A 22,621-nucleotide genomic window follows, 5' to 3' on the forward strand; every position below is an offset into this window, starting at 1 on the left:
TATACAAAACGAAAATAGAATTTATTCGGAGATAGCCTGATGGGTAAAATCATTGGTATTGACTTAGGTACTACTAACTCTTGTGTTGCTGTTCTAGATGGCGACAAACCACGCGTAATCGAAAACGCGGAAGGTGAGCGTACAACAGCATCGGTAATTGCATACACAGATGGTGAGACGCTAGTTGGTCAACCAGCAAAACGTCAAGCAGTTACAAACCCAACTAACACGCTATTTGCTATTAAGCGTCTTATCGGTCGTCGTTTCGAAGACGAAGAAGTACAACGTGACATCGAAATCATGCCTTTCAACATCGTGAAAGCTGATAACGGTGATGCTTGGGTTGAAGCGCAAGGCCAAAAAATGGCGGCTCCTCAGGTTTCTGCTGAAGTACTTAAGAAAATGAAGAAAACTGCTGAAGACTTCCTAGGTGAGGAAGTAACTGGTGCAGTTATCACAGTTCCTGCTTACTTTAACGATGCTCAGCGTCAAGCAACTAAAGATGCTGGCCGTATCGCAGGTCTAGAAGTTAAACGTATCATCAACGAACCAACTGCTGCTGCTCTAGCTTACGGTCTAGACAAGTCAGGCGGCGATCGCACTATCGCGGTATACGACCTTGGTGGTGGTACATTCGATATTTCTATTATCGAAATCGATGAAGTTGAAGGCGAGAAGACGTTTGAAGTTCTAGCAACTAACGGTGACACTCACCTTGGCGGTGAAGACTTTGATAACCGTCTAATCAACTACTTAGTAGAAGAGTTTAAGAAAGAGCAAGGCATCGATCTTAAATCTGATCCACTAGCGATGCAGCGTGTTAAAGAAGCGGCTGAAAAAGCGAAGATTGAACTGTCTTCTGCACAGCAAACTGACGTAAACCTACCTTACGTAACGGCTGACGCGACTGGTCCTAAGCACATGAACGTTAAAGTAACTCGTGCGAAGCTAGAATCTCTAGTTGAAGATCTAGTTCAACGTTCTCTAGAGCCGCTAAAAGTTGCTCTAGCTGATGCTGACCTATCTGTAAGCGACATCAACGACGTTATCCTAGTTGGTGGTCAGACTCGTATGCCAATGGTTCAAGCGAAAGTTGCTGAGTTCTTTGGTAAAGACGCTCGTAAAGACGTAAACCCTGACGAAGCAGTAGCAATGGGTGCTGCAGTTCAAGGTGGCGTACTTGCTGGTGATGTGAAAGACGTACTTCTGCTAGACGTTACTCCTCTGTCTCTAGGTATCGAGACTATGGGCGGCGTAATGACTAAGCTAGTTGAGAAGAACACAACTATCCCAACGAAAGCGAACCAAGTATTCTCTACAGCTGAAGACAACCAAAACGCGGTAACAATCCACGTTCTTCAGGGTGAGCGTAAGCAAGCGACTTACAACAAGTCTCTTGGTCAGTTCAACCTAGAAGGTATTCAGCCTGCACCACGTGGTATGCCTCAAATCGAAGTAACTTTCGACCTTGATGCGGATGGTATCCTGCACGTATCTGCTAAAGACAAGCAGACAGGTAAAGAGCAGAAGATCACTATCCAAGCTTCAGGTGGTCTAAGCGACGACGAAATCGAGAAAATGGTACAAGAAGCAGAAGCTAACAAAGAAGCGGACAAGAAGTTCGAAGAGCTAGCTACTGCACGTAACCAAGCAGACCAAATGATCCACGGTACTCAGAAGCAAATCGAAGAAGCGGGTGACGCACTTCCAGCGGAAGAGAAAGAGAAGATCGAAGCAGCAATCAAAGAACTAGACGAAGCGAAGAAAGGCGACGACAAAGAAGCTATCGACGCGAAAGTTCAAGCTTTAATGGCTGCAGCTCAAAAGCTGATGGAAATCGCTCAACAACAAGCTCAAGCTCAGCAAGGTGCTGAAGCGGGTCAACAGCAAGCGCCAGAAGACGATGTTGTAGACGCTGAGTTTGAAGAAGTAAAAGAAGACGAGAAGAAGTAATTTCGTTTCAGGATAGCTAGGCTCCATTACCAGAAGTCTCGCTATCCGCTTAGAAATCTTTTGCAAGTTATAGTGCGGGCGTTTGAGGTGACTCTTACGCCCGCATGTTTGTAAACAATGTCTATCTAACTAAAAGTGTCTTTTTGGCGAGAAGTCATTAGGGCGTGTTGAACTTTCGAGCTGATTTTTGCAGCATTTTGTGGAAGATTTATACAAGGCAGAGGCTTTGATGTGTAGCTAGCCTACATGAGAAGCCGATAACGCAGTAGAAATGAACCACAAAGGCTGCCCGAAGGGTTCGGCTAAAATCGTTTTATGCTTTGTTGAAGACTCTTTGCTTAGAATGACTAGGCTGCACAGTCTTCGCCGCGCCTAAAACGATTTTATCTCGAACAAAATTTAACCACGAAGATCAACACGCCCTATAATCCAGAGCCATTAGTTAGATCGATATAAACACCAAGCGACATTCGGTCGTTTGCAGTAAGAAATTGGTGACGAAAACAATGTCAAAACGTGATTTTTACGAAGTATTAGGCGTTAGCCGTGATGCATCTGAGCGCGATATTAAGAAAGCGTACAAACGCTTAGCGATGAAGTTTCACCCAGACCGTAATCAGGGTGATGAGTCTGCAGCGGAAAAGTTTAAAGAAGTAAAAGAAGCGTACGAAATTTTACTGGATCCTCAAAAGAAAGCGGCTTACGACCAATATGGTCATGCTGCTTTTGAACAAGGTGGCATGGGCGGCGGTGGCTTCGGCGGCGGTCAAGGCGACTTTGGTGATATCTTCGGTGATGTTTTCGGTGATATCTTTGGTGGTGGTCGCCGTGGTGGCGGTCAGGCGCGTGCACAACGCGGTGCCGATTTACGTTACAACATGGAACTGTCTCTAGAAGAAGCAGTTCGCGGAGTATCAAAAGAAATTGAAGTTCCTACGTTAGTTAACTGTGACGTGTGTGACGGTAGCGGAGCTAAGAAAGGCTCTTCTCCTGAAACCTGTGGTACTTGTCATGGCCACGGCCAAGTGCAAATGCGCCAAGGCTTCTTTGCTGTACAGCAAACCTGTCCTACCTGTCACGGTAAAGGCAAGATCATTAAAGACCCGTGTAACTCTTGTCATGGTCAAGGTCGTAAGCAGAAAACCAAGACACTTAACGTTAAGATCCCTGCTGGTGTGGATACTGGTGATCGCATTCGTCTATCTGGCGAAGGTGAAGCGGGAGAAATGGGTGCACCAGCGGGCGACCTATACGTACAGGTTCATGTGAAAGAGCACCACATCTTTGAACGTGATGGCAACAACTTATACTGTGAAGTTCCAGTAAGCTTCGCGATGGCTGCGCTTGGTGGTGAGGTTGAAGTACCGACCCTAGATGGTCGTGTTAGCCTTAAAGTTCCAACTGAAACCCAAACCGGCCGCATGTTCCGTATGCGCGGCAAAGGTGTGAAGGGCGTTCGTGGCGGTGGTGTTGGTGATTTGATCGTTAAATTTGTTGTAGAAACGCCAGTTAACTTAAGTTCGCGTCAGAAAGAACTTCTGAAAGAATTTGAAGAGTCTTGCGGTGGCGAAGCGGCAACTAAGCATAAGCCTAAATCAGAAGGTTTCTTCAATGGTGTGAAGAAATTCTTTGATGATTTAACTAGCTAGTATTTAGTCACGAAGAAATGAATTAAAAAAAGCCTGCAGCCGCAGGCTTTTTTACATTTCGTTACTGTAAGTAAGATATACGTTAAGCCTGTCTACGCTTTACTCTTAAGCGTAAGAGTTATGCCAAATCATCTGCATGCTAACAGTCCCCTCAAACAATTGATCTAGCTTGCTTGTCTTTCAATAAGTAATGAGGGAACAAGATGAAGAAGTTAGCAGTGGCAGCAATTATCACCAGTGGCCTTTGGGCTGAGTCAATTAAAGCGGAAACTGGTGTAGGTGCTTTTGTAGGGAATCCATATTGGGGAGCAGAGCTTAAGCACAATGGATTGCGGATGAACGTCAGTTTGGATGAGCAATTTGGTTTGGCAATGAACAAAACATTCGCGGTAAACAACACACCATTGTATCTATTCATAGGCGGTCAATATGTTGATCGAGAGCGCCACTATATCGCGGTAACTCCGGGTATCGGCGCGGAATTTCGTGTAAAGCCAATGGGGTTCTATCTGGATCTAGCGCCTAGCGTGTATCTCGATGAACTTGAAGTTGAACTGGAGGCTAGAGCAGGATTACGAGTCTACTTTTGAGTTGTTGGCGTCACCAACATTCAGAGGGGAGCGCCTCACCGTCTGATGATAAAGACATTTGATGGTTGCTCGGTAGGCAGCTGTCGTTGGTTTGGCCTTTAGTGTTCTGTGCAGTCGCCACTATGGTGTAGGCGGCGGTGGCTGAGCTTGTTATTGAAAAGAGGTATCGCTCATTCGAACTTTCACAGACGGTGCAGCTACCACCACTTAACAGGCTCCCCCAACTGTAACCAGTGCCATAGTTCTGCTCGAGCAGGAGCTGTAGTTTCACCATGTCAGCCTTGGCAAGGTTGCGATGAGCTTGCAAGCTGTGATTTTGGTAAGCCGGGTAAGCAATGCTGGCTAAGATACCTATAATGACCACTGTCAGCATTACTTCGATCAGGGTCATACCTTTCGCATTACATCTCGCTGTTTTGCAAAGATCTTTTCGAATCATTTCCATTACTTCTGTGAATTCACCTCCGCTATTTTTAGGAGCTGTTAGCATTCGTGCAAGTTCATATTGGTCGACATCATGATTTACAGAAGAAATTGGGAAACGTCTCTCGGGTTTACACTCTTAGAGCTTTTGATCACCATTGCTGTCATGGCGGCTATTTTATTGGCGGCTGCTCCTAGCTTTTCTAGCCTTACAACAGCGAGCCAAATGACCCGGCTAGCCGACGAGCTACTCGGTTTTATGAGTCAGGCAAAATCTGAAGCGGTTTTCCGCAATCAAGACCTGTGGGCTCATATCAATGTTGCAACCATTCCGGATGATTCAGGGGCGTGGTCGATAACTTTAACTGACTCGGATGCACCCGGATCGGGAACGGCATTACTGACTATGTCGGGAAAGCCCTTTACCAACATCGCTCTGGAGCCGGTTTATAGTTCAGAGCAAGTGAAGTTTGGTGGGGTGAGAGGCAAAGTAAAAGCGGGAAGCATGTACTTTTATCCCACCGGGCAAACAAGTAAAAAGCTTAAGCTGAGCACTTCTTATGGTGCATCTCGAATTCTAGTATGCGGTGTTGGGGGAGACGTCTATGGCTATCCAGAGTGCGATTAGTCGTTCTTCAGGAGCATCGCTCATTGAGTTCATGGTGGCTTCATTGGTGGGTGTGATTGCAATTGGCTTAGTTGGCTCAGTGTTTATGTCCGGCCAAAAAGCTGCACTGGAGCGAAGTAAGCATATTTTGTTACTGCAGAATATGAACGCGGCTATGCAGCAATTGAAAGAAGACATGCAAAGAGCTGGCTACAATGGCAGTGAAAGTGGCGTCGTAATGTTATCTGGGGCTTCGCAAGTGGTTCATACCCAATCTTCCCCTGGAACGGTGGGGTATGTATATCGGGTGATGACGTCTGGAGCGGAGGATCTCAGACATGTTGTCTACCGTCACCAACCTGAGTCATCAGGGGCAGATCTACTTAGGTTATGTGAAAAACATCAGTCTGACGTACTGACTCCCGCTTCTGCTGCGGACTCGGGTTATGCGGGTGTCTGTTTTTCTATTTTTGATCCTAACCAAATCAACGTCGATGGTTTCTCTGTCGAGAATTCGTTGGTTGCCAGTGATTCTGCCAGTAGTGCATTTACGACAATTTCAATGAGTGCATCCCTTATTGGCGATTCTTCTGTTTCTCACTCAATGGTGCTGAACGTACAGCAGAGGAATTGGCAATGAGAGCGCAAACCGGTATCGCCACTCTATTGGTGACCAGTGTGTTACTCACAGCGGCATTGCTGATTACGTTGGGTAGCTATAAGTCACTTTTTTATCAGATCAAGAGAGCACAAAACGAAGTCAAAGCTCGTCAACAACATTGGGTAGCGGAAGGTGCCTTAGAGTGCTTCTATACCAAAGCAATTCAAACTCAAACCATTCCACAGTCTTCGAACTTCTCTGAGTGCAATACCAATGGAACAGTAACGTTTGGTTTTCAAACGTTAACGGCAAATCAAACATTGATCACCGCTTCCTATGGGTTTGCTCAAATTCAGAAGATCCTAACTTACCCGGGTAAGGGCGCGTCCGGTGTTATGAAAGCAACCTCAAGTCTCTATTTCGCTGGAGGGATGGCAATGCGGCCCGATCCGGGTGCGAGCTTAGGCGATGATGAGTGGGGATGTACGATGTTGCGTTATAGCAGCGACTTTAAAGTGTTTGGCACGATATCAAATCAAAACCTCAATGACGCACATCCACCCTATGCAGGCTTTCCATCCGGACAAAGTTGTCGCAATAGTAGCGGTGATAGCCACATCACTACGGCAATAGGAAACTACAATACGCCAACCGATCTGCAGCAAGATTTCGTCAATGATACGAGTCAAAAACCGTTTGAAGATCTGTTTGCCACCCCTCGTGAGCAATGGTTTGAAGTGATGTCGTCACAAGAGTTCATCAAGATATCTGACAGTATCCTAGTTAATGGGAGCGGTGAGTTGCTGTATGAGCAGTCCACATTGCCTGCGCCACAAATTGTTACTCACTGTGGGGATGAAATCGCGACTGCGATTGAATCTGGAGAGGATCTGATTTGGGTATATGGCAGCTGTCACCTTGATAGTGATGATCTTGCTAATATCGGCGAGGCTATTGACCCTGCGACAGGTACTTCCCCCATCGCTGGCGGAGTGATACTGGTCATCCACAATGGGCTGCTGTCTACGTCTGGAGCGCTCGATTTTAAAGGTATGCTGTATCACTTTGTGTCAGAGGATTCCGATGGTGAACCAGAGTTTGAGCCTACCGCATCTCTTTGGGAGTCTTTGGATGCCCCTCAAAAGCTTGTCCTTGATGGAGCTGTAGGACCGGTATCGGGTGTATCAGCTAGCAATACTGCGTATTTTCAGAGTGGCTCTTTTTATCCCATTGGTGGATATGTGATGGATGCTCCGGGGACGTATGCGGTTTACAACTCTTCAGTGAGCTTTAGTTACGACCAAGATGTTATTAATGTCCCTCTCTCTAAAATGAAAAAGCTCGAATGGAAGTCGGGAGGTTGGTATGTTCAATAAAGCATCACCAAGTGTTAAGCAATGTGGCTATAGCTTGGTCGAAGTGATGATTGCATTTATCTTAATCGGTGTGGCGTCACTGGCTTTATTAAAGCTGCAAGCGTATGTCGAACAAAAATCGGATTTTGCAACCCGCAGTATAGATGCTCTGAATATGGCTGAGCAAAAGTTGGAGTGGTTTCGTACTCGAGGTGCTTCATCAGCACTTTCTTCAATCGGTGTGGCGGACTATACAACTGACATTATAACCGGCAGTGATAATTCAGATCCTATCTACTCAGTGTCATGGACACTAGAAGAGGAAAGTTTGTCGGGGGCGCTGAAAACGATCAGCGTGGAAGTCAGTTGGTCCGATAGAAAAGGGACTACGCAAAACATCCATTTAGACTCTATGATCTCTCTTTATAGCGAATTTAGCGACTAGATAGGCTTATAGTTGCTTATTTTTGATTATGTAATGGGTGAGAGGTGAGTGGCGCTGTATGTTTTACAGAGTGGTGTATTTATTGTTGAAAAAACGTATATCATCATGTCTTTTTTGTGTTGCACGTAGATTGCGTTTTTGCAAAATATGTCTCCATTTTTGAATTATCCCTTAGAACCTTGTGCTTTTATTTGTGTCTTTTAATAGAATAAAGGTCGAAATATAGACCAGCATAATTATTCAAAAAGGTCTTGGGCACCAACATCAATTATGGAGTTACCATGAGTAACCAAGCTGCAAAACAAGCACCATCGCCGAAGCCGAGCGGTATGGATCGCTTTCTAAACTTTATTGAACGTGCAGGTAACAAAATTCCAGATCCTGCCATTCTATTTTTCTGGGCACTTGTCATTGTTTGGGTATCATCTGCACTTTTGTCGAACGTTACGTTCGATCTAATCAATCCTCGCACAGGTGATGCTCTAGAAGTAAACAACCTTTTAACTGGCGAAGCACTTGCTAGTTTCCTTGCAAACATGGTGACAACGTTCACTGGCTTTGCTCCATTAGGCATCGTATTGGTTGCGATGTTAGGTGTTGGTGTTGCGGACTCGTCTGGCTTCATCACTACTGGCCTTAAGAAGATGCTGAACTTCACACCAGCTAAGCTTCTAACGCCTATGCTAATCCTAGTGGCAATCGTATCGCACACTGCAGCGGACGCGGGCTACGTATTGGTTATTCCACTAGGTGGTATCATTTTCCACGCGGCGGGTCGTCACCCTCTAGCTGGTATCGCGGCAGCATTTGCTGGTGTATCTGGTGGTTTCTCTGCAAACTTCATCCCTTCAGGTATCGACCCTCTACTCGCTGGCTTCACGCAAACAGCGGCGCAAGTTCTTGATCCTGAGTACATCATTAACCCATTAGCAAACATCATGTTTACTGGCCTTTCTTCAGTAGTGGTTATTGCTATTGGTTGGTATGTGACAGAGAAAATCATCGAGCCTCGCTTAGCGAACACTCCAATTGATGACGATGCAGAAGAAGCACCAGACCTAGGTACGTTCACTGAAATCGAATCTAAAGCTTTCCGTTACGCGGGTTGGGCAATGGTAGTAGGTATTGCGGCTCTAGTATTTGCGGTAATGCCTGAAGATTCGGCGCTTCGTTCACCTGAAGGTGAAATCACGGCATTCTCTGCACCACTAATGCAGTCAATCGTACCGCTTATCTTTGTACTGTTTATCATCCCAGGTATCGTTTACGGCCGTGTTTCTGGCAAGTTCCAGAACAGCAACGACGTGATTAAATCGATGTCTGAGACGATGTCGACAATGGGCGCGTACATTGTAATGTCGTTCTTCTGTGCTCAGTTCCTAGCGGCATTTGGTCAGTCAAATATCGGTACTATGCTGGCGCTTTACGGTGCAGAAGGCCTGAAAGCGATGAACCTGCCTGGTCAAGCAACCATTGTGGGTATGATTTTACTTACTGCTAGCGTTAACTTACTGGTAGGCTCAGCATCAGCGAAGTGGGCTCTGATTGGTCCTATCCTAGTACCTATGCTAATGGCGGTAGGTATTTCTCCAGAGCTTTCGCAAGCTGCATACCGTGTAGGTGACTCTGTATCGAACATCATCTCACCACTAATGGTATTCTTCCCACTTGTGGTTGTTTACTGTCAGCGCTACGTTAAGTCGACAGGTATCGGTACGCTAGCGTCATTGATGATGCCATTCTCGATCGCAATGTTGATCGGTTGGACTGCGTTCCTACTCGCTTACTGGGCGCTAGGCATCCCACTAGGTATCCAAGCTCCGTACACTTACACAATGTAATTTGTCGTAACGTATCATTGATTAAAAAGCCTCGCTTATTAGCGAGGCTTTTTTATTGGTTATGGAATATAAATCTGCTTAATGTGTTTATGGTGGATTAAATAATTATAAAAAATAAGTATCAATGGTTTTAAATTCTACTAATTGTTTTATATATAACATTACCCATGATTCATCAGGGTGAGTTTTGGAACTATCTATCGCTAAGCCTTTCTCTATTAGTGTTTAATGTTTATTTGGTACGTCGTTCTGGGTTTTACACCATATATTCTGTTTGCTAATGTGCCCGCCCACTCAATAAGTGTGACTTAGTTAAAGTTTAGGATGTAATTTATGAGTGACATTGCAGCGCCAGAGCCAAAAGCATCAGGTGTAATCGGGTTTATCGAACGAGCGGGTAAAAAGATCCCGGATCCGGTGATTATTTTCATGTTCTTGTTTGCTTTTTCATTAGTGCTAACCAGCCTGATGGATGGCGTGAGCTTCGAGACCATTGGAAAAGGTGGAGAGGCGGTTGAGTTCTCTGTAAAGAACATGCTTGCAACAGAAAACTTCCGCTGGATGTTTGAAAATGCATTGCTGCAGAACTGGCTAGCCTTTGGCCACGGCGTACTTGGTGTCATTCTGATTGTAATGCTCGGGGTTGGCATTGCTGAAAATTCTGGTTTATTGACCGCAGTGATCAAGAAAGTCGGCCTTAAAATCAGTGACCGCTTGCTTCCTCTTCTGGTGGTGTTCCTAGGTATTATGAGCTCAATTGCGGCAGATGCTGGTTACCTTGTACTCATCCCGTTAGCGGGTCTTTTATATGCTGGTTTAGGCAAGAATCCACTTATTGGTATGGCTGCTGCTTTTGCGGGCGTATCAGCAGGCTTTAGCGCCAACTTACTGCCTGCGACACCTGTCGATGTGGTACTGGGTGTAAATGCAAAGATCTTTGCTGAATCGCAGAATGTTCCTTTTGTTGGCCGAGATGGCGAAGCGCTAAACCCAGCGACGATGCATTACTTTTTTGTACTGGTTTCTACTTTCCTACTTGCTATCGTTGGTGCTTGGGTGACAACCCGCTTCATTACTCCTCGCTTAGAAAAAATGTCTTACCAGCTTCCAGAAGAAGTAAACTTTGATGAGTTTGAACTGAGCAAAGAGGAGCAGAAAGGCCTGCGCTGGGCTGGTGTTGGCCTGTTGGCATCACTAGCTGCCATTTACGGATTGGCAGTTGGTCCACTAGCAACCTATACAAATGATGCAGGTAAAGAGGTCACACCGTATCTGGATAATATTATTCTGCTGATTTCACTTATCTTTGCGGTTGTCGGTTTATGCTTTGGTGTGGCTACGGGTAAGTTCAAAAAGCTTCAAGATGTAGTGACAGCCATGGTTAAGCAGATGAACACGATGGGTTACGTGTTAGTGCTGACTTTCTTCTGTTACAACTTCCTTGCGCTTCTGAGTTACTCGGGGTTAGGCACATACGTAACTTACCTTGGTGCGACATTCCTACAATCTTTAGGTTTGCAGCAGTTCCCTGCACTGATGTTGCTCGGTTTCATTTTGACTACAGCAGTGATTAACTTGTTTGTCGGTGGTTTGACTTCGAAGTGGATGCTGCTGGGTCCAATCTTCGTTCCTATGCTATATCAAGTAAACCCGAACATGACGCCGGATCTTGTTACTGCGGCTTATCGTGTTGCTGACTCATCAACCAATATCATTACTCCAATGATGAGCTATGCGGGTGTCGTACTGGCATTCATGCGTAAGTACAAACCAGAGCTGACTTTCGGCGATGTGATTGCGATTATGGTGCCTTACTCAGCGGCATTCTTGACCTTATGGTCGGCAGTGTTGATTGGTTTCTTCGCCTTTGGCTTACCGCTAGGTTTCTAACTAGAGACTGCTATGTACTAATAACGCCCAGCTTATGCTGGGCGTTTTGTTATCTCGGCTTGAAACGCTATAATTCTTTCTCTTTTTACTTCTTCTGCGAGCTTTCCTGTGTCTACTGAATCTACCGCGTCTACCACTCAGTTTACCGAACAAGATTACCACTTTATGCGAATGGCGATATCACTAGCCGAACGTGCAGAAGCTGAAGGGGAAGTGCCAGTAGGTGCTGTATTGGTTAAAGATGGAGAAGTGATAGCAGAAGGCTGGAACCAGTCTATTGGTCATCATGATGCGACGGCACATGCAGAAATGCAGGTGTTACGCCGTGCAGGACGATCTCTAGAGAATTACCGTCTCTTGGATACCACGCTGTACGTGACATTAGAACCGTGTCCTATGTGCGCTGGAGCGCTTTTACATAGCCGAGTTAAGCGTGTGGTATTCGGAGCCCCAGATCTTAAAGCTGGAGCGGCGGGAACCGTTCTTAATCTGTTCGAACATCAAGCCGCTTATCACTATGCTGATGTGGAAAGTGGGCTACTAGAAGAAGAGTGCCGCACTCAGCTTCAGGCTTTCTTTAAGCGCCGCAGAAAAGAGATAAAGGCTCAGAAACAAGAACGTCGTATGAGCTTACAAGCAACGTCTGAAAATAAAGGAAAGTCGAGTAAGAAAGGTGGCTAAACCAGTTGCTGCATAAAAGCTCGGTTACGCCATATGACTTTCTTCTTGTTATTCGCCAACATTCGCTTACGGCGATTAGCTGATACAGTTTGATTAATTCGTTTCGGTTGTCGGTTACGTTTTAGCATTGCTTGATGCCCTCAATGAAAGTGACAGCGAGTGTTTGTGTTTGCAAACCTCTATTCAGCCCTCTTTATAGAACGCAATTATTACCAATTTATGACGTTATGGCTGCGCGATGACAGACAAAAAAGCCGCACAAAGTAGTACGGCTTGTAGGTTAACTCTTTAACGAAGCTATTGTTTTTCTTCTTCCGTTTGCTCTGTGGCCTCTGCACCAGAAACGGTATCGTCGGTGCTATATAGGTCATTTTCAGGTACTTGAATCACGGTTAAATCATCAATACCACCCACTTCATTATCGCGATTTTGCTGCTCTACATGACCGATAATGCTTTGGTAATAACGTCTGATGTTCTCTACATAGTTTCGGGCTTCATCACCACGAGCAAACCCGTAACGAGTTTGGCTGTAGTATTTTTTCTGGCGCAGTAGTGGCAGACGATCTTTTACATCTGCCCACGCATCTGGGTTACCACCTTGCCACTTGGTCAGTCGTCTGGCATCCATCATATGGCCATAGCCGACATTGTAGGAAGCAAGCGCAAACCAGATCTTCTCGTGTTCAGCGATGCTGTCAGGGACACGACCTACCATACGACGCAGGTATTCCACTCCGCCCCAAACAGACTGTTCAGGGTCAAGGCGATCGCTGACTCCTACACTCTTGGCTGTAGGTAGGGTAAGCATCATCATGCCTCGTACACCTGTTGGCGATTTTGCTTTCGGATTCCAGTGAGACTCCTGATAAGCCAATGCTGCTACTAAGCGCCAGTCAAATTCGTCTGAGTACTCTTGGAACAGCGGCGCCCATTTCGGCAACTTGCTATCTAACGCGCGAATAAATGCTCGGGTATCCACATAATCAAAACTGTTTACATGGCCGATGTACTTTTCTTCCAACGCGGCAAGCTGATTCGACTGTTGTAGCCCACCAAAGAACTCAATCAACAGCGCATACAAACTCTCGTCATCAGAACGATTTAGGAACCAAGAGATTGGCTGATCCTCTGTTAGCTCGAATGCTAATGCGATGTCTGGGTAAATGCGCTGCGAAAGTGAAATTTCGACAGAGTCGGCAACGGTAAATTGCAAATCGCCATTTGAGACTTGTTTTAAGAGTTCGTTAACGTCGGCATTGATATCAACTGAGTATTTGAATTCTGGGTGCTTTTGTTGAACTTCACTTAGGCTATTTTTGAAGTGTGAGTCGTCTACGATAGTGAGCACTTTTTCTTGACTGGATTCTTCAATCAGTGACGGTTGCCTTTCTAGCAGTTGTTCTAAATTACGAGGTCGCCATTGACCTTTCTTATAAACCACTTGTTGGCTGACATAGTAATAGACAGGTCCCGCACGGAAGTTCTTTAAGCGCTCTTCTGATTGGCTTAAACCCGCCGCGATAATATCAATCTCACCATTTTTAAGCGCAGGGTAAAGGCTAGACATGCGATAAGCCGGCTTCATTTCTAACTTCACGCCGAGTTCATTAGCAAGCTCTCGTGCTAGCTCGTAGTCTAATCCCGCAGGACCATCTGGGCCGATGTAGTAAGAAAGCTGATTGTTGAGCGTACCAACACGCAGTACACCGCGTTCACGAATTTGGTCTAGTTCGCTTTTCGGCTGCGACTCAATTTGGCAGCCAGCTAGCAGAGTTAGAGCTGTAAACAGTGTGGCTAAGCGTTTAAAAGATAACGGGTATTTGATTAACATTTAATTCTTCTCATACATCCAGTAAGGCTTTTATATCAAAGCGGGGCGAGCAGGCAAAGTGAGTAAACGAAAGAATTAGTGAACTGTGTACTATTTCATCAATTTGCCTGTATTTCAAAATTGACAAAAAAAATGACGCAAACGGTTGCGTTTGGTGTTACATCACAAAAACAATTGCTATATAATGCGCTCGCAAAGGAGAGGTGGAATCGGCATAGGTTCTTAAATCTTAGGGAATAGCTTCGAAGTAAAACAGTCTAACCCACTGAATTTATTCCAATATCACCTCAGGTCATGAGACCTTAACCAATTGCATAAGAGACCTAAGCACATGAGAATTTTTCGTGGCTCCCCAGCTCTATCTGAATTTCGTGTTAACAAGCTTCTAGAGCTTTGTCGTGAACTTGGCCTGCCTGTGACTGGCATTTACGCTGAGTTTGCTCACTTCGCTGAATTATCAGCAGACCTTGATGCGTCTGAAGTTGAGAAACTAGAAAAACTACTGACTTACGGTCCAACAATTGAAGAGCATAAGCCAGAAGGTCTACTTCTACTTGCGACTCCTCGCCCTGGTACCATTTCTCCTTGGTCTTCGAAATCGACCGACATCGCTAATAACTGTGGTTTAGGCAAAGTAGTTCGTCTAGAACGCGGCACGGCATACTACATCGAAACATCGGCAGAGCTTTCTGAGCTTCAACTCGTTGAGTTAAAGGCGATCCTTCACGATCGCATGATGGAAGTGGTTTTCACTGACTTCGAATCAGCAGCCGCACTTTTCCAAGTTGCAGAGCCAGCACCAGTCGCTGACGTTGACCTACTCAATGGCGGTCGTTCTGCGCTTGAAAACGCAAACGTTACCCTAGGCCTTGCGCTTGCCGATGACGAAATCGAATACCTTTACGATGCGTTCGTAAACAAGCTAGATCGTAACCCAACTGACATCGAGCTAATGATGTTTGCACAGGCGAACTCAGAGCACTGTCGTCACAAGATCTTCAACGCAGACTGGACTATCGACGGCGTTAAGCAAGAGAAGTCTCTGTTCAAGATGATCAAGAACACCTTCGAAACCACACCAGAAAACGTACTGTCTGCGTACAAAGACAACGCAGCAGTAATGGTGGGTTCGGATGTCGGTCGTTTCTTCCCGAATCCAGAAACTCGCCAGTACGGTTACAGCCAAGAGAAAGCGCACATCCTGATGAAGGTGGAAACGCACAACCACCCGACAGCTATCTCTCCATGGCCGGGCGCTTCTACTGGTTCTGGTGGTGAAATCCGTGACGAAGGCGCTACGGGTATTGGTGGTAAGCCGAAAGCAGGCCTAGTTGGTTTTACAACGTCTAACCTACGTATTCCTGGTTTTGAGCAGCCATGGGAAACAGACTTCGGTAAGCCAGGTCGCATCGTTAACGCACTAGATATCATGCTAGAAGGCCCACTTGGTGGCGCAGCGTTCAACAACGAATTTGGTCGTCCAAATCTACTTGGTTACTTCCGTACTTACGAAGAAAAAGTGAACTCTCACGCTGGCGAAGAAGTTCGTGGTTACCACAAGCCAATCATGATTGCTGGTGGTATGGGTAACATCCGCGACGAGCACGTGCAGAAGAAAGAGATCCCAGTCGGAGCAAGCCTAATTGTTCTTGGTGGTCCTGCAATGAACATCGGCCTTGGTGGCGGTGCAGCATCTTCAATGGCGTCTGGTCAATCAGCAGAAGATTTAGATTTTGCTTCAGTACAGCGTGAGAACCCAGAGATGGAACGCCGCTGTCAGGAAGTGATCGACCGTTGTTGGCAGCTTGGCGACGAGAACCCAATCGCATTCATCCACGATGTGGGCGCGGGCGGTATCTCTAACGCACTTCCAGAGCTTGTAGACGATGGCGAACGTGGCGGTATCTTCCAATTGCGTGATGTTCCAAACGACGAACCGGGTATGAGCCCACTTGAGATCTGGTGTAACGAATCTCAAGAGCGCTACGTAATGGCAGTTGCTCCAGAGAACATGGAAGTATTCGATGCGATCTGTAAGCGTGAGCGCGCACCATACGCTGTAGTAGGTGTGGCAACGGAAGAACGTGAATTGAAACTTGAAGATTCACACTTCGACAACACGCCAATCGACATGCCGATGGATGTTCTTCTAGGTAAGACCCCTAAGATGCACCGTGATGCGAAGACGCTAAAAGCGAACAACCCAGCAGTTAACCGTGACGGTATTGAGTTAAACGAAGCCGCAGAGCGCGTGCTACGTCTACCTACGGTTGCAGAGAAAACATTCCTTATCACTATCGGTGACCGTACGGTGACTGGCCTAGTAGCTCGTGACCAAATGGTTGGCCCATGGCAGGTGCCAGTAGCAAACTGCGCAGTAACAGCAGCAAGCTACGATACTTACCACGGTGAAGCGATGTCGATGGGTGAGCGTACGCCAGTTGCTCTACTAGACTTTGGTGCTTCAGCTCGTCTAGCGGTGGGTGAAGCAATCACGAACATCGCAGCGACAAACATCGGTGATATCAAACACATTAAACTGTCTGCAAACTGGATGTCTCCAGCAGGCCACCCAGGTGAAGATGCAGGTCTTTACGAAGCGGTTAAAGCTGTGGGTGAAGAGCTATGTCCAGCACTTGGCCTAACTATCCCAGTTGGTAAAGATTCAATGTCGATGAAGACCAAGTGGGAAGAGAACGGTGAGCAGAAAGAAGTCACGTCTCCGCTATCTCTCATCATCACTGCGTTTGCTCGTGTTGAAGATGTTCGTAAGACAATCACCCCACAACTTCGTACCGACAAAGGTGACACGTCACTGGTTCTTATCGACCTAGGTAACGGTCAAAACCGTCTAGGTGCAACAGCGCTAGCACAGGTTTACAAGCAGCTTGGTGATAAGCCGGCAGACGTAGACAACGCAGCACAGCTAAAAGGTTTCTACGAGGGCGTACAAACTCTAGTAGCAAACGACCAAGTAGTGGCTTACCACGATAAGGGCGATGGTGGTCTATTCGTTACTCTTGCTGAGATGGCATTTGCTGGTCACTGTGGCGTTAAAGCGGACATCGCTGACCTAGGTGACGACGCTCTAGCAGCACTATTTAACGAAGAGCTAGGTGCAGTACTTCAGGTTAAGAACGATGATCTAGATTCTGTACTTTCAACGCTAGCAGCAAACGGCCTTGAAGCATGTTCACATGTTATCGGTTCTGTTGAAGCGTCTGATGAGCTAGTGATTACTTCTGGTGACACAGTCGTTCTTGAGCGTAACCGTACTGAATTACGCACTATCTGGGCTGAGACAACGCATAAGATGCAAGGTCTACGTGATAACCCAGCATGTGCTGACCAAGAGCACGAAGCGAAGAAAGACAACTCAGACCCAGGTCTGAACGTTAAGCTAAGCTTCGATGTGAACGAAGACATCGCAGCACCTTACATCGCGAAAGGTGCTAAGCCTAAGATGGCAATCCTACGTGAGCAGGGTGTTAACTCTCACGTTGAGATGGCTGCAGCATTCGACCGTGCTGGCTTCGAAGCAACTGATATTCACATGAGCGACATCCTAACCGGTCAAGCGGTTCTAGAAGAGTACCAAGGCCTAGTGGCTTGTGGTGGCTTCTCTTACGGTGACGTTCTAGGTGCGGGTGAAGGTTGGGCGAAATCTATCCTGTTCAACGAGCAAGCTCGCAACCAGTTTGAAGGCTTCTTCCAGCGTGAAGATACGTTCTCTCTAGGTGTATGTAACGGCTGTCAGATGCTATCGAATCTGAAAGAGCTAATCCCAGGTGCAGACCTGTGGCCACGCTTCGTTCGCAACGAATCTGAGCGTTTTGAAGCTCGCTTCAGCCTAGTCGAAGTGCAGAAGTCTGACTCTGTATTCTTCGATGGTATGGAAGGTTCACGTATGCCAATCGCAGTATCACACGGTGAAGGCCGCGTAGAAGTACGTGATGCTGACCACCTAGCGGCGATTGAAGCATCAGGTACAGTTGCTGTTCGTTACGTGGATAACCACGGTAATGCGACTCAGCAATACCCGAACAATCCGAACGGTTCACCAAACGCAATCACAGGTCTAACGACTCAAGACGGTCGCGTAACTATCATGATGCCGCACCCAGAGCGTGTATTCCGCACAGTCGCGAACTCATGGTCTCCAGAAGGTTGGGGTGAGAACGGCGCTTGGATGCGTATGTTCCAAAATGCACGTAAGAACGTAGGTTAATTCAACGACCTTAGTTTTCGCTTAGCAGCATAATAAAAGCGCAGATCGAAAGGTCTGCGCTTTTTATTTGTTGAAAAATCTATAGCCAACGGCTCTTTTTTGCGCTCTAATACCGCGCTTGCCAAGGGATGGCTAAATCCCTCAACAATCCCTTAGGAAATGAATATGTCGAACAACAAAAAATTTGCTATTCGCGTTACTGAAAAACGTAACGGTTGGTGTGCAGAAATTACTCGCCAAGTAACCTCGCGTAAAACATCAGTATCGAAGCGTGAAACAGGCTTTGAAACTGAAGCTCAAGCTCAAGAGTGGGCAGAGAAAGAATTAGCTGGTTTCATTCAAAACCAAGCTGCGCGCAATGAACGTAAAGGCGAAGCTCGTAAAGTACGCGTTGAACGTGAAGAGCGTTTGGCGCAAGAAGCTGCTGAGAAAAAAGCACGTCGTGCTGAAGAAGCAAAGCTAGCAGCTGCGGCTGAATTCGCTGAGGAAGAAGACTTCGCGGACGAAGACTAACTCACTATTGAGTTAGTCTTCATGCCAAATAAAAACCGCCTAATAAGGCGGTTTTTTACATCAGTTAAGCGACCAGAATGGGTTTAGCCTATCAGACTCCGTCGCTGATTAGCGAAACTGACCCGCTTCGGCCAAGAAGTCAAAACCAGCGGAAGCCAGTTTTGCTTCAAGCGCTGTTTTATCGATATCGAAATAAGCAACTAACTTGTCGAGATCCCCTGCGAAATCATCACGCAATTTCATGTTGACTATGCTCATCAACATCACGGGATCCATGCTTTCAAATTTAGACAAATTCATTACTTATCCTCAAAGTCTGAAATCAGCAGATTCGCTGCCGCGAAAGCCGCTTTTTCACGGGCTTCTTTTGGTAGTGACTCATCTGCCGCAATGTCGTTGAGTGCTCTCACTGCACAACTGATTGCCTGCGGTACATAGGCTTGATCGCCACTGCCGATTTGAGCGTAGAGTTCGCGGACTAGTTCACAACAGCCGTATACTTGCATGGTATTTCCCCTAAATGATAACTGATCTCAATATACACATTGAGCAAGAGAAAACAAAGTGAGAACCTTGTGCTAGCGCAAGAGCATGGTAGGTTTGGCGAGAAACTAACCTTGCACCTGCATTTCTAATTGCTGAACGACTTCTGGATTTAGGTTGAGCTGTTTACTCAGTTCCTGTAAGTAAGATTTTTCCATAAAGTTTTGTTCATCTGCGACCAACAGTGAAGCGAGGTAAACTTCGCTTGCTTGCTGTGGAGTGCGCGCTAATCGAGCGACATCAGCGGGGTCGAGAGGCTTGTTTAATTCTTGATGAATAAGCGCCTGCACGGAATCGTCCGCGCCCATTTCCGCAACCGCTTGGTCAATGCGCGCCATTTCTTGCTCATCGACGTGTCCATCGGCTTTGGCCGCTGCAATCATGGCTTTTAGAATTATTTGTTGGTGGTAATGATCACTTTCATCAAACTGGGCGTCAGAAGAAGCGGGTGGGGTACCGGGCTGCTTTGCTTGCCAATCGTTATAAACTTTATAGGCTAGCGCGCCTAGAGCCGCTGCACCACCGACACCTGCGGCCGTCTTAGCGTACTTCTTGGTTTTTTTAGAGCCCATCAGCACGCCAATTAGTCCGCCTGCGGCAACGCCAGCTCCCAGTGTTTTTAAGGTGCCTTTGTTGTCTTTAGAGGCGCTGCGCAAGCCTGAAGCATGCTGACTTAGCTTTTCGGAGCCTTGTTTAACAATGTCAGACTTTAGAATATCGGATTTAAGTGCTTGGTTGAGCAAACTGCTTAAGTTCATATATACCTCCAATGAATTTAGTTCAGTGTAGGAGACGTTAGATGAACCCAAGATTAATGACTGAAAACAAAAAGGGTTGGCAACGCCAACCCTTTATCTATTTTGCATTTGCTAAACGCTGTGGTTAGCTTAGCTGTGCCTGGATGTGCTCAACGATTTCAGCCATCGCTACAGGTGTTTTCTCACCGCTGCGGCGGTTCTTGTATTCGAAGTTGCCTTCTTTCATCGAACGATCGCCAATCACGATAGTGTGAGGAACGCCGATAAGCTCCATGTCTGAGAACATAACACCTGGGCGTTCTTTACGGTCGTCGAATAGCACTTCGATACCCATTGCAGTCAGTTCAGCATACAGCTTCTCAGCTGCCTCCTTTACTTCTTCTGACTTATGCATGTTCATAGGAACGATAGCCACTTGGAAAGGAGCTAGAGCGTCTGGCCAGATGATGCCGTACTTGTCGTGGTTCTGCTCGATTGCAGAAGCAACCACACGAGAAACACCGATACCGTAACAACCCATCTCTAGAATAACGTTCTTACCGTCTGGCCCAAGCACACCACAGTTCATTGCTTCAGAGTAAGCTTTACCTAGCTGGAAGATGTGACCAACTTCGATACCACGTTTAAGCTGAAGGGTACCTTTACCACATGGGCTTAGGTCGCCTTCGATTACGTTACGTAGGTCTTCTACTTGAGCAAGCTCGACATCACGACCCCAGTTGATACCGAAGTAGTGTTTACCGTCTACGTTTGCACCCGCGCCGAAGTCGCTCATTACCGCAACAGAGCGGTCAACGATGAACGGTAGTTCTAGGCCTACAGGGCCGAGTGAACCTGGACCTGCGCCGATCAGTGCGCGAATTTCTTCTTCGCTAGCCATCTCTAGTGGAGAAGCCACTTGTGGTAGGTTTTCAGCCTTAACTTCGTTCAGCTCATGATCACCACGGATGATCAATGCGATGATATCAGCTTCGATTTCTTCTGACGCTTTAACGAATAGAGTCTTAACGGTTTTCTCAATTGGTAGACCGTGTTGTTCGACTAACTCTGCGATGGTTTTCGCGTTTGGTGTATCAACAAGTTCCATCTCTTGAGTTGGTGCTGCCGCTTCTTCTGCAGGCGCTAGCGCTTCTGCTTTCTCGATGTTTGCTGCGTAATCAGATTCTGTTGAGAATGCGATTAGGTCTTCGCCGCTTTCAGCAAGCACGTGGAATTCTTGAGAACCACTACCACCGATAGCGCCAGAGTCAGCCAGCACTGGGCGGTATTCAAGACCCATACGATCGAACGCTTTACAGTAAGCGTCGTGCATTGCGTCGTAAGACTTTTGTAGACCATCTTTATCGATGTCAAAGCTGTAAGCATCCATCATCGAGAATTCACGTGCGCGCATTACACCAAAGCGAGGGCGGCGCTCATCACGGAATTTAGTTTGGATTTGGTACAGGTTTAGCGGCAGCTGTTTGTAAGAGTTCACTTCGTTACGCACAAGGCTAGTGATCACTTCTTCAGCTGTTGGGCTAAGTACAAACGGACGTGTATGGCGATCAGTAAAGCGAAGTAGCTCAGGGCCCATTTTTTCGCTACGACCTGTTTCTTCCCATAGTTCAAACGGCTGAACAACGGGCATCAAAGTTTCGACTGCACCTGCATTGTCGATTTCTTGACGAACGATGTTTTCGACTTTACGCAGTACACGTAGACCGGTAGGTAGCCAGGTGTATAGACCTGAAGCCAGCTTACGGATCATACCTGCACGTAGCATGAGCTGGTGGCTCACTACTTCTGCGTCGTTTGGAGTCTCCTTCAGAGTAGAAAGAAGATAATTACTGGTACGCATTAAATTTATCCGTTTATTAAAGTTAGTTACTCAACCTTGATTTGGCAGAGTATAAAGGACCCGCGAGGGAATTTTATTAGCCGTATATAATAGCAGCCATTTTACTAAGTCAAAAGCATTGTGAAGCTGAGACCTATTGTTGAATTCGCTTTTTACTCATCGTTGGTTAATTTGCATACATCAACCACGGTAACAAATGCGTTATTGGCTTTAAATTTCACGTCTAGATCAAACAGCCTAACTGAATAGAGCTTGTCGTCTTGGCTATTTTTGCGGTAAGCAGGCCTTGGATCTTGCGCCAACACTTCAGTGATCACTTTGTAAACTTGAGTTCTGTTTGGGTGACTATTGAGAATTTCTCTCGCACCGCAGTGAAAGGTCACACCTAACGTTTCTGGCGGGCTCTCAGCGTACCCACCACTGGAGTGTGGGAGTGAGTCGGTATAAGGAATATAAGGTTTGATATCAACAATAGGCGTGCCATCGACGAGATCCACGCCACCAAGATCAAGGTAAACTTGGTCACCTTTTTGTGTCACACCTTTTACTTCAACCGCTGACATGCCAATCCCATTTGGGCGAAAAGTAGCGCGTGATGCAAAAACACCAATACGTTGATTTCCTCCAAGCCTTGGTGGCCTGACGGTCGGTTTCCATCCTGCATTCAAATTTTGGTCGAATAAAAAGAGCAGCCATATGTGGTCGAACTGCTCTATACCGCGAACGGACTCTATACAGTTGGCAGTGCCTGTCAATCTTACTCGAGAGGTGGCAGACGGCACTAAGCTTGGTTGTCTAGGGACTGCAAACTTCTCTTTATAAGGAGATTCAATAAAGCCAATAGGGTCTATGGAATACATGGTAGTGACTC

20 protein-coding genes are annotated in these 22,621 nt (G+C 46.4%); 12 read left to right on the top strand and 8 right to left on the bottom strand.

The features are described 5' to 3' along the window. The first annotated feature begins 39 nt into the window (after positions 1 to 39). The 3 genes from dnaK (at position 40) to ACXABW_RS03360 (ending at position 4,192) form a co-directional block, all read left to right on the top strand. Complete coding sequence (gene dnaK / locus ACXABW_RS03350; RefSeq protein ID WP_457523985.1) at positions 40 to 1,953, top strand: molecular chaperone DnaK; 1,914 nt, start codon at positions 40 to 42, stop codon at positions 1,951 to 1,953. Between the two features lie 506 nt (positions 1,954 to 2,459). Next, on the top strand, positions 2,460 to 3,602 hold the full coding sequence (gene dnaJ, locus ACXABW_RS03355; RefSeq protein ID WP_457523987.1) for a molecular chaperone DnaJ: 1,143 nt from the start codon (positions 2,460 to 2,462) through the stop codon (positions 3,600 to 3,602). A 203-nt stretch (positions 3,603 to 3,805) separates the two neighbouring features. Beyond that, positions 3,806 to 4,192 (top strand): hypothetical protein, encoded by a 387-nt coding sequence (locus ACXABW_RS03360; protein WP_252029709.1) that lies wholly within the window; start codon positions 3,806 to 3,808, stop codon positions 4,190 to 4,192. A 10-nt stretch (positions 4,193 to 4,202) separates the two neighbouring features. On the opposite strand, the gene ACXABW_RS03365 is transcribed toward ACXABW_RS03360, so the two are convergent. Continuing rightward, on the bottom strand, positions 4,203 to 4,631 hold the full coding sequence (locus ACXABW_RS03365; protein WP_457523989.1) for a type IV pilin protein: 429 nt from the start codon (positions 4,629 to 4,631) through the stop codon (positions 4,203 to 4,205). A gap of 78 nt (positions 4,632 to 4,709) precedes the next feature. Here ACXABW_RS03365 and ACXABW_RS03370 point away from each other — a divergent pair, with 78 nt between their 5' ends. The 7 genes from ACXABW_RS03370 to tadA all read left to right on the top strand — a co-directional run bounded on the left by ACXABW_RS03370 (position 4,710) and on the right by tadA (position 12,035). After that, positions 4,710 to 5,243: a GspH/FimT family pseudopilin gene (locus tag ACXABW_RS03370; protein WP_457523991.1), complete on the top strand. Its 534-nt coding sequence runs from the start codon at positions 4,710 to 4,712 to the stop codon at positions 5,241 to 5,243. Next, entirely contained in the window at positions 5,221 to 5,862 is a 642-nt protein-coding gene (locus ACXABW_RS03375) for a PilW family protein (RefSeq protein ID WP_457523993.1), read from the top strand. The genes ACXABW_RS03370 and ACXABW_RS03375 overlap by 23 nt, the downstream gene beginning before the upstream one ends. Further along, on the top strand, positions 5,859 to 7,199 hold the full coding sequence (locus ACXABW_RS03380) for a hypothetical protein (protein ID WP_457523994.1): 1,341 nt from the start codon (positions 5,859 to 5,861) through the stop codon (positions 7,197 to 7,199). The genes ACXABW_RS03375 and ACXABW_RS03380 overlap by 4 nt, the downstream gene beginning before the upstream one ends. Continuing rightward, on the top strand, positions 7,189 to 7,623 hold the full coding sequence (locus tag ACXABW_RS03385) for a type IV pilus modification PilV family protein (RefSeq protein ID WP_265688642.1): 435 nt from the start codon (positions 7,189 to 7,191) through the stop codon (positions 7,621 to 7,623). The genes ACXABW_RS03380 and ACXABW_RS03385 overlap by 11 nt, the downstream gene beginning before the upstream one ends. Positions 7,624 to 7,904: 281 nt before the next feature. After that, positions 7,905 to 9,464, top strand: coding sequence for an AbgT family transporter (locus ACXABW_RS03390; protein ID WP_252029715.1), 1,560 nt, complete (start codon positions 7,905 to 7,907; stop codon positions 9,462 to 9,464). Positions 9,465 to 9,797: 333 nt separating this feature from the next. Beyond that, entirely contained in the window at positions 9,798 to 11,354 is a 1,557-nt protein-coding gene (locus tag ACXABW_RS03395) for an AbgT family transporter (RefSeq protein ID WP_252029716.1), read from the top strand. Positions 11,355 to 11,519: 165 nt separating this feature from the next. Beyond that, a complete protein-coding gene (tadA, locus tag ACXABW_RS03400; RefSeq protein ID WP_457524943.1) occupies positions 11,520 to 12,035 on the top strand; it encodes a tRNA adenosine(34) deaminase TadA in 516 nt (171 codons plus the stop codon). Here tadA and ACXABW_RS03405 read toward each other — a convergent pair. Together ACXABW_RS03405 and mltF are read right to left on the bottom strand one after the other, a co-directional pair. Further along, positions 12,032 to 12,163, bottom strand: a complete 132-nt coding sequence (locus tag ACXABW_RS03405) for a hypothetical protein (protein WP_265686943.1) — start codon at positions 12,161 to 12,163, stop codon at positions 12,032 to 12,034. The two genes, tadA and ACXABW_RS03405, sit on opposite strands and share 4 nt — an antisense overlap. Before the next feature lie 169 nt (positions 12,164 to 12,332). Beyond that, a complete protein-coding gene (gene mltF / locus ACXABW_RS03410; RefSeq protein WP_457523996.1) occupies positions 12,333 to 13,868 on the bottom strand; it encodes a membrane-bound lytic murein transglycosylase MltF in 1,536 nt (511 codons plus the stop codon). Positions 13,869 to 14,199: 331 nt separating this feature from the next. On the opposite strand from mltF, the gene purL reads away from it, so the two are divergent. Together purL and ACXABW_RS03420 are read left to right on the top strand one after the other, a co-directional pair. Continuing rightward, positions 14,200 to 18,096 (top strand): phosphoribosylformylglycinamidine synthase, encoded by a 3,897-nt coding sequence (gene purL / locus ACXABW_RS03415; RefSeq protein WP_457523998.1) that lies wholly within the window; start codon positions 14,200 to 14,202, stop codon positions 18,094 to 18,096. A 165-nt stretch (positions 18,097 to 18,261) separates the two neighbouring features. After that, positions 18,262 to 18,609: a DUF3622 domain-containing protein gene (locus ACXABW_RS03420; protein ID WP_457523999.1), complete on the top strand. Its 348-nt coding sequence runs from the start codon at positions 18,262 to 18,264 to the stop codon at positions 18,607 to 18,609. 108 nt (positions 18,610 to 18,717) lie between these two features. Here ACXABW_RS03420 and ACXABW_RS03425 read toward each other — a convergent pair whose 3' ends face one another. The 5 genes from ACXABW_RS03425 to tsaA form a co-directional block, all read right to left on the bottom strand. After that, the gene (locus ACXABW_RS03425; protein ID WP_252029720.1) at positions 18,718 to 18,909 is read right to left on the bottom strand and encodes a DUF4250 domain-containing protein; all 192 of its coding nucleotides are present in this window, start codon (positions 18,907 to 18,909) and stop codon (positions 18,718 to 18,720) included. Further along, the gene (locus ACXABW_RS03430) at positions 18,909 to 19,115 is read right to left on the bottom strand and encodes a YaeP family protein (protein WP_039478024.1); all 207 of its coding nucleotides are present in this window, start codon (positions 19,113 to 19,115) and stop codon (positions 18,909 to 18,911) included. Before ACXABW_RS03430 ends, ACXABW_RS03425 begins: the two co-directional genes overlap by 1 nt. A gap of 105 nt (positions 19,116 to 19,220) precedes the next feature. After that, positions 19,221 to 19,910: a tellurite resistance TerB family protein gene (locus ACXABW_RS03435; protein WP_457524001.1), complete on the bottom strand. Its 690-nt coding sequence runs from the start codon at positions 19,908 to 19,910 to the stop codon at positions 19,221 to 19,223. A 124-nt stretch (positions 19,911 to 20,034) separates the two neighbouring features. Further along, positions 20,035 to 21,750 (bottom strand): proline--tRNA ligase, encoded by a 1,716-nt coding sequence (locus ACXABW_RS03440; protein WP_457524003.1) that lies wholly within the window; start codon positions 21,748 to 21,750, stop codon positions 20,035 to 20,037. Positions 21,751 to 21,902: 152 nt separating this feature from the next. Beyond that, positions 21,903 to 22,610: a tRNA (N6-threonylcarbamoyladenosine(37)-N6)-methyltransferase TrmO gene (gene tsaA, locus ACXABW_RS03445; protein ID WP_252029723.1), complete on the bottom strand. Its 708-nt coding sequence runs from the start codon at positions 22,608 to 22,610 to the stop codon at positions 21,903 to 21,905. Positions 22,611 to 22,621: the final 11 nt, after the last annotated feature.

Source organism: Vibrio paucivorans (assembly GCF_054053395.1).

Bases quoted from the DNA above. Each gene is read 5' to 3' on its own strand.
- dnaK (WP_457523985.1), top strand. From the start codon at position 40: ATGGGTAAAATCATTGGTATTGACTTAGGTACTACTAACTCTTGTGTT.
- dnaJ (WP_457523987.1), top strand. From the start codon at position 2,460: ATGTCAAAACGTGATTTTTACGAAGTATTAGGCGTTAGCCGTGATGCA.
- ACXABW_RS03360 (WP_252029709.1), top strand. From the start codon at position 3,806: ATGAAGAAGTTAGCAGTGGCAGCAATTATCACCAGTGGCCTTTGGGCT.
- ACXABW_RS03365 (WP_457523989.1), bottom strand. From the start codon at position 4,631: ATGATTCGAAAAGATCTTTGCAAAACAGCGAGATGTAATGCGAAAGGT.
- ACXABW_RS03370 (WP_457523991.1), top strand. From the start codon at position 4,710: ATGATTTACAGAAGAAATTGGGAAACGTCTCTCGGGTTTACACTCTTA.
- ACXABW_RS03375 (WP_457523993.1), top strand. From the start codon at position 5,221: ATGGCTATCCAGAGTGCGATTAGTCGTTCTTCAGGAGCATCGCTCATT.
- ACXABW_RS03380 (WP_457523994.1), top strand. From the start codon at position 5,859: ATGAGAGCGCAAACCGGTATCGCCACTCTATTGGTGACCAGTGTGTTA.
- ACXABW_RS03385 (WP_265688642.1), top strand. From the start codon at position 7,189: ATGTTCAATAAAGCATCACCAAGTGTTAAGCAATGTGGCTATAGCTTG.
- ACXABW_RS03390 (WP_252029715.1), top strand. From the start codon at position 7,905: ATGAGTAACCAAGCTGCAAAACAAGCACCATCGCCGAAGCCGAGCGGT.
- ACXABW_RS03395 (WP_252029716.1), top strand. From the start codon at position 9,798: ATGAGTGACATTGCAGCGCCAGAGCCAAAAGCATCAGGTGTAATCGGG.
- tadA (WP_457524943.1), top strand. From the start codon at position 11,520: ATGCGAATGGCGATATCACTAGCCGAACGTGCAGAAGCTGAAGGGGAA.
- ACXABW_RS03405 (WP_265686943.1), bottom strand. From the start codon at position 12,163: ATGCTAAAACGTAACCGACAACCGAAACGAATTAATCAAACTGTATCA.
- mltF (WP_457523996.1), bottom strand. From the start codon at position 13,868: ATGTTAATCAAATACCCGTTATCTTTTAAACGCTTAGCCACACTGTTT.
- purL (WP_457523998.1), top strand. From the start codon at position 14,200: ATGAGAATTTTTCGTGGCTCCCCAGCTCTATCTGAATTTCGTGTTAAC.
- ACXABW_RS03420 (WP_457523999.1), top strand. From the start codon at position 18,262: ATGTCGAACAACAAAAAATTTGCTATTCGCGTTACTGAAAAACGTAAC.
- ACXABW_RS03425 (WP_252029720.1), bottom strand. From the start codon at position 18,909: ATGAATTTGTCTAAATTTGAAAGCATGGATCCCGTGATGTTGATGAGC.
- ACXABW_RS03430 (WP_039478024.1), bottom strand. From the start codon at position 19,115: ATGCAAGTATACGGCTGTTGTGAACTAGTCCGCGAACTCTACGCTCAA.
- ACXABW_RS03435 (WP_457524001.1), bottom strand. From the start codon at position 19,910: ATGAACTTAAGCAGTTTGCTCAACCAAGCACTTAAATCCGATATTCTA.
- ACXABW_RS03440 (WP_457524003.1), bottom strand. From the start codon at position 21,750: ATGCGTACCAGTAATTATCTTCTTTCTACTCTGAAGGAGACTCCAAAC.
- tsaA (WP_252029723.1), bottom strand. From the start codon at position 22,610: ATGTATTCCATAGACCCTATTGGCTTTATTGAATCTCCTTATAAAGAG.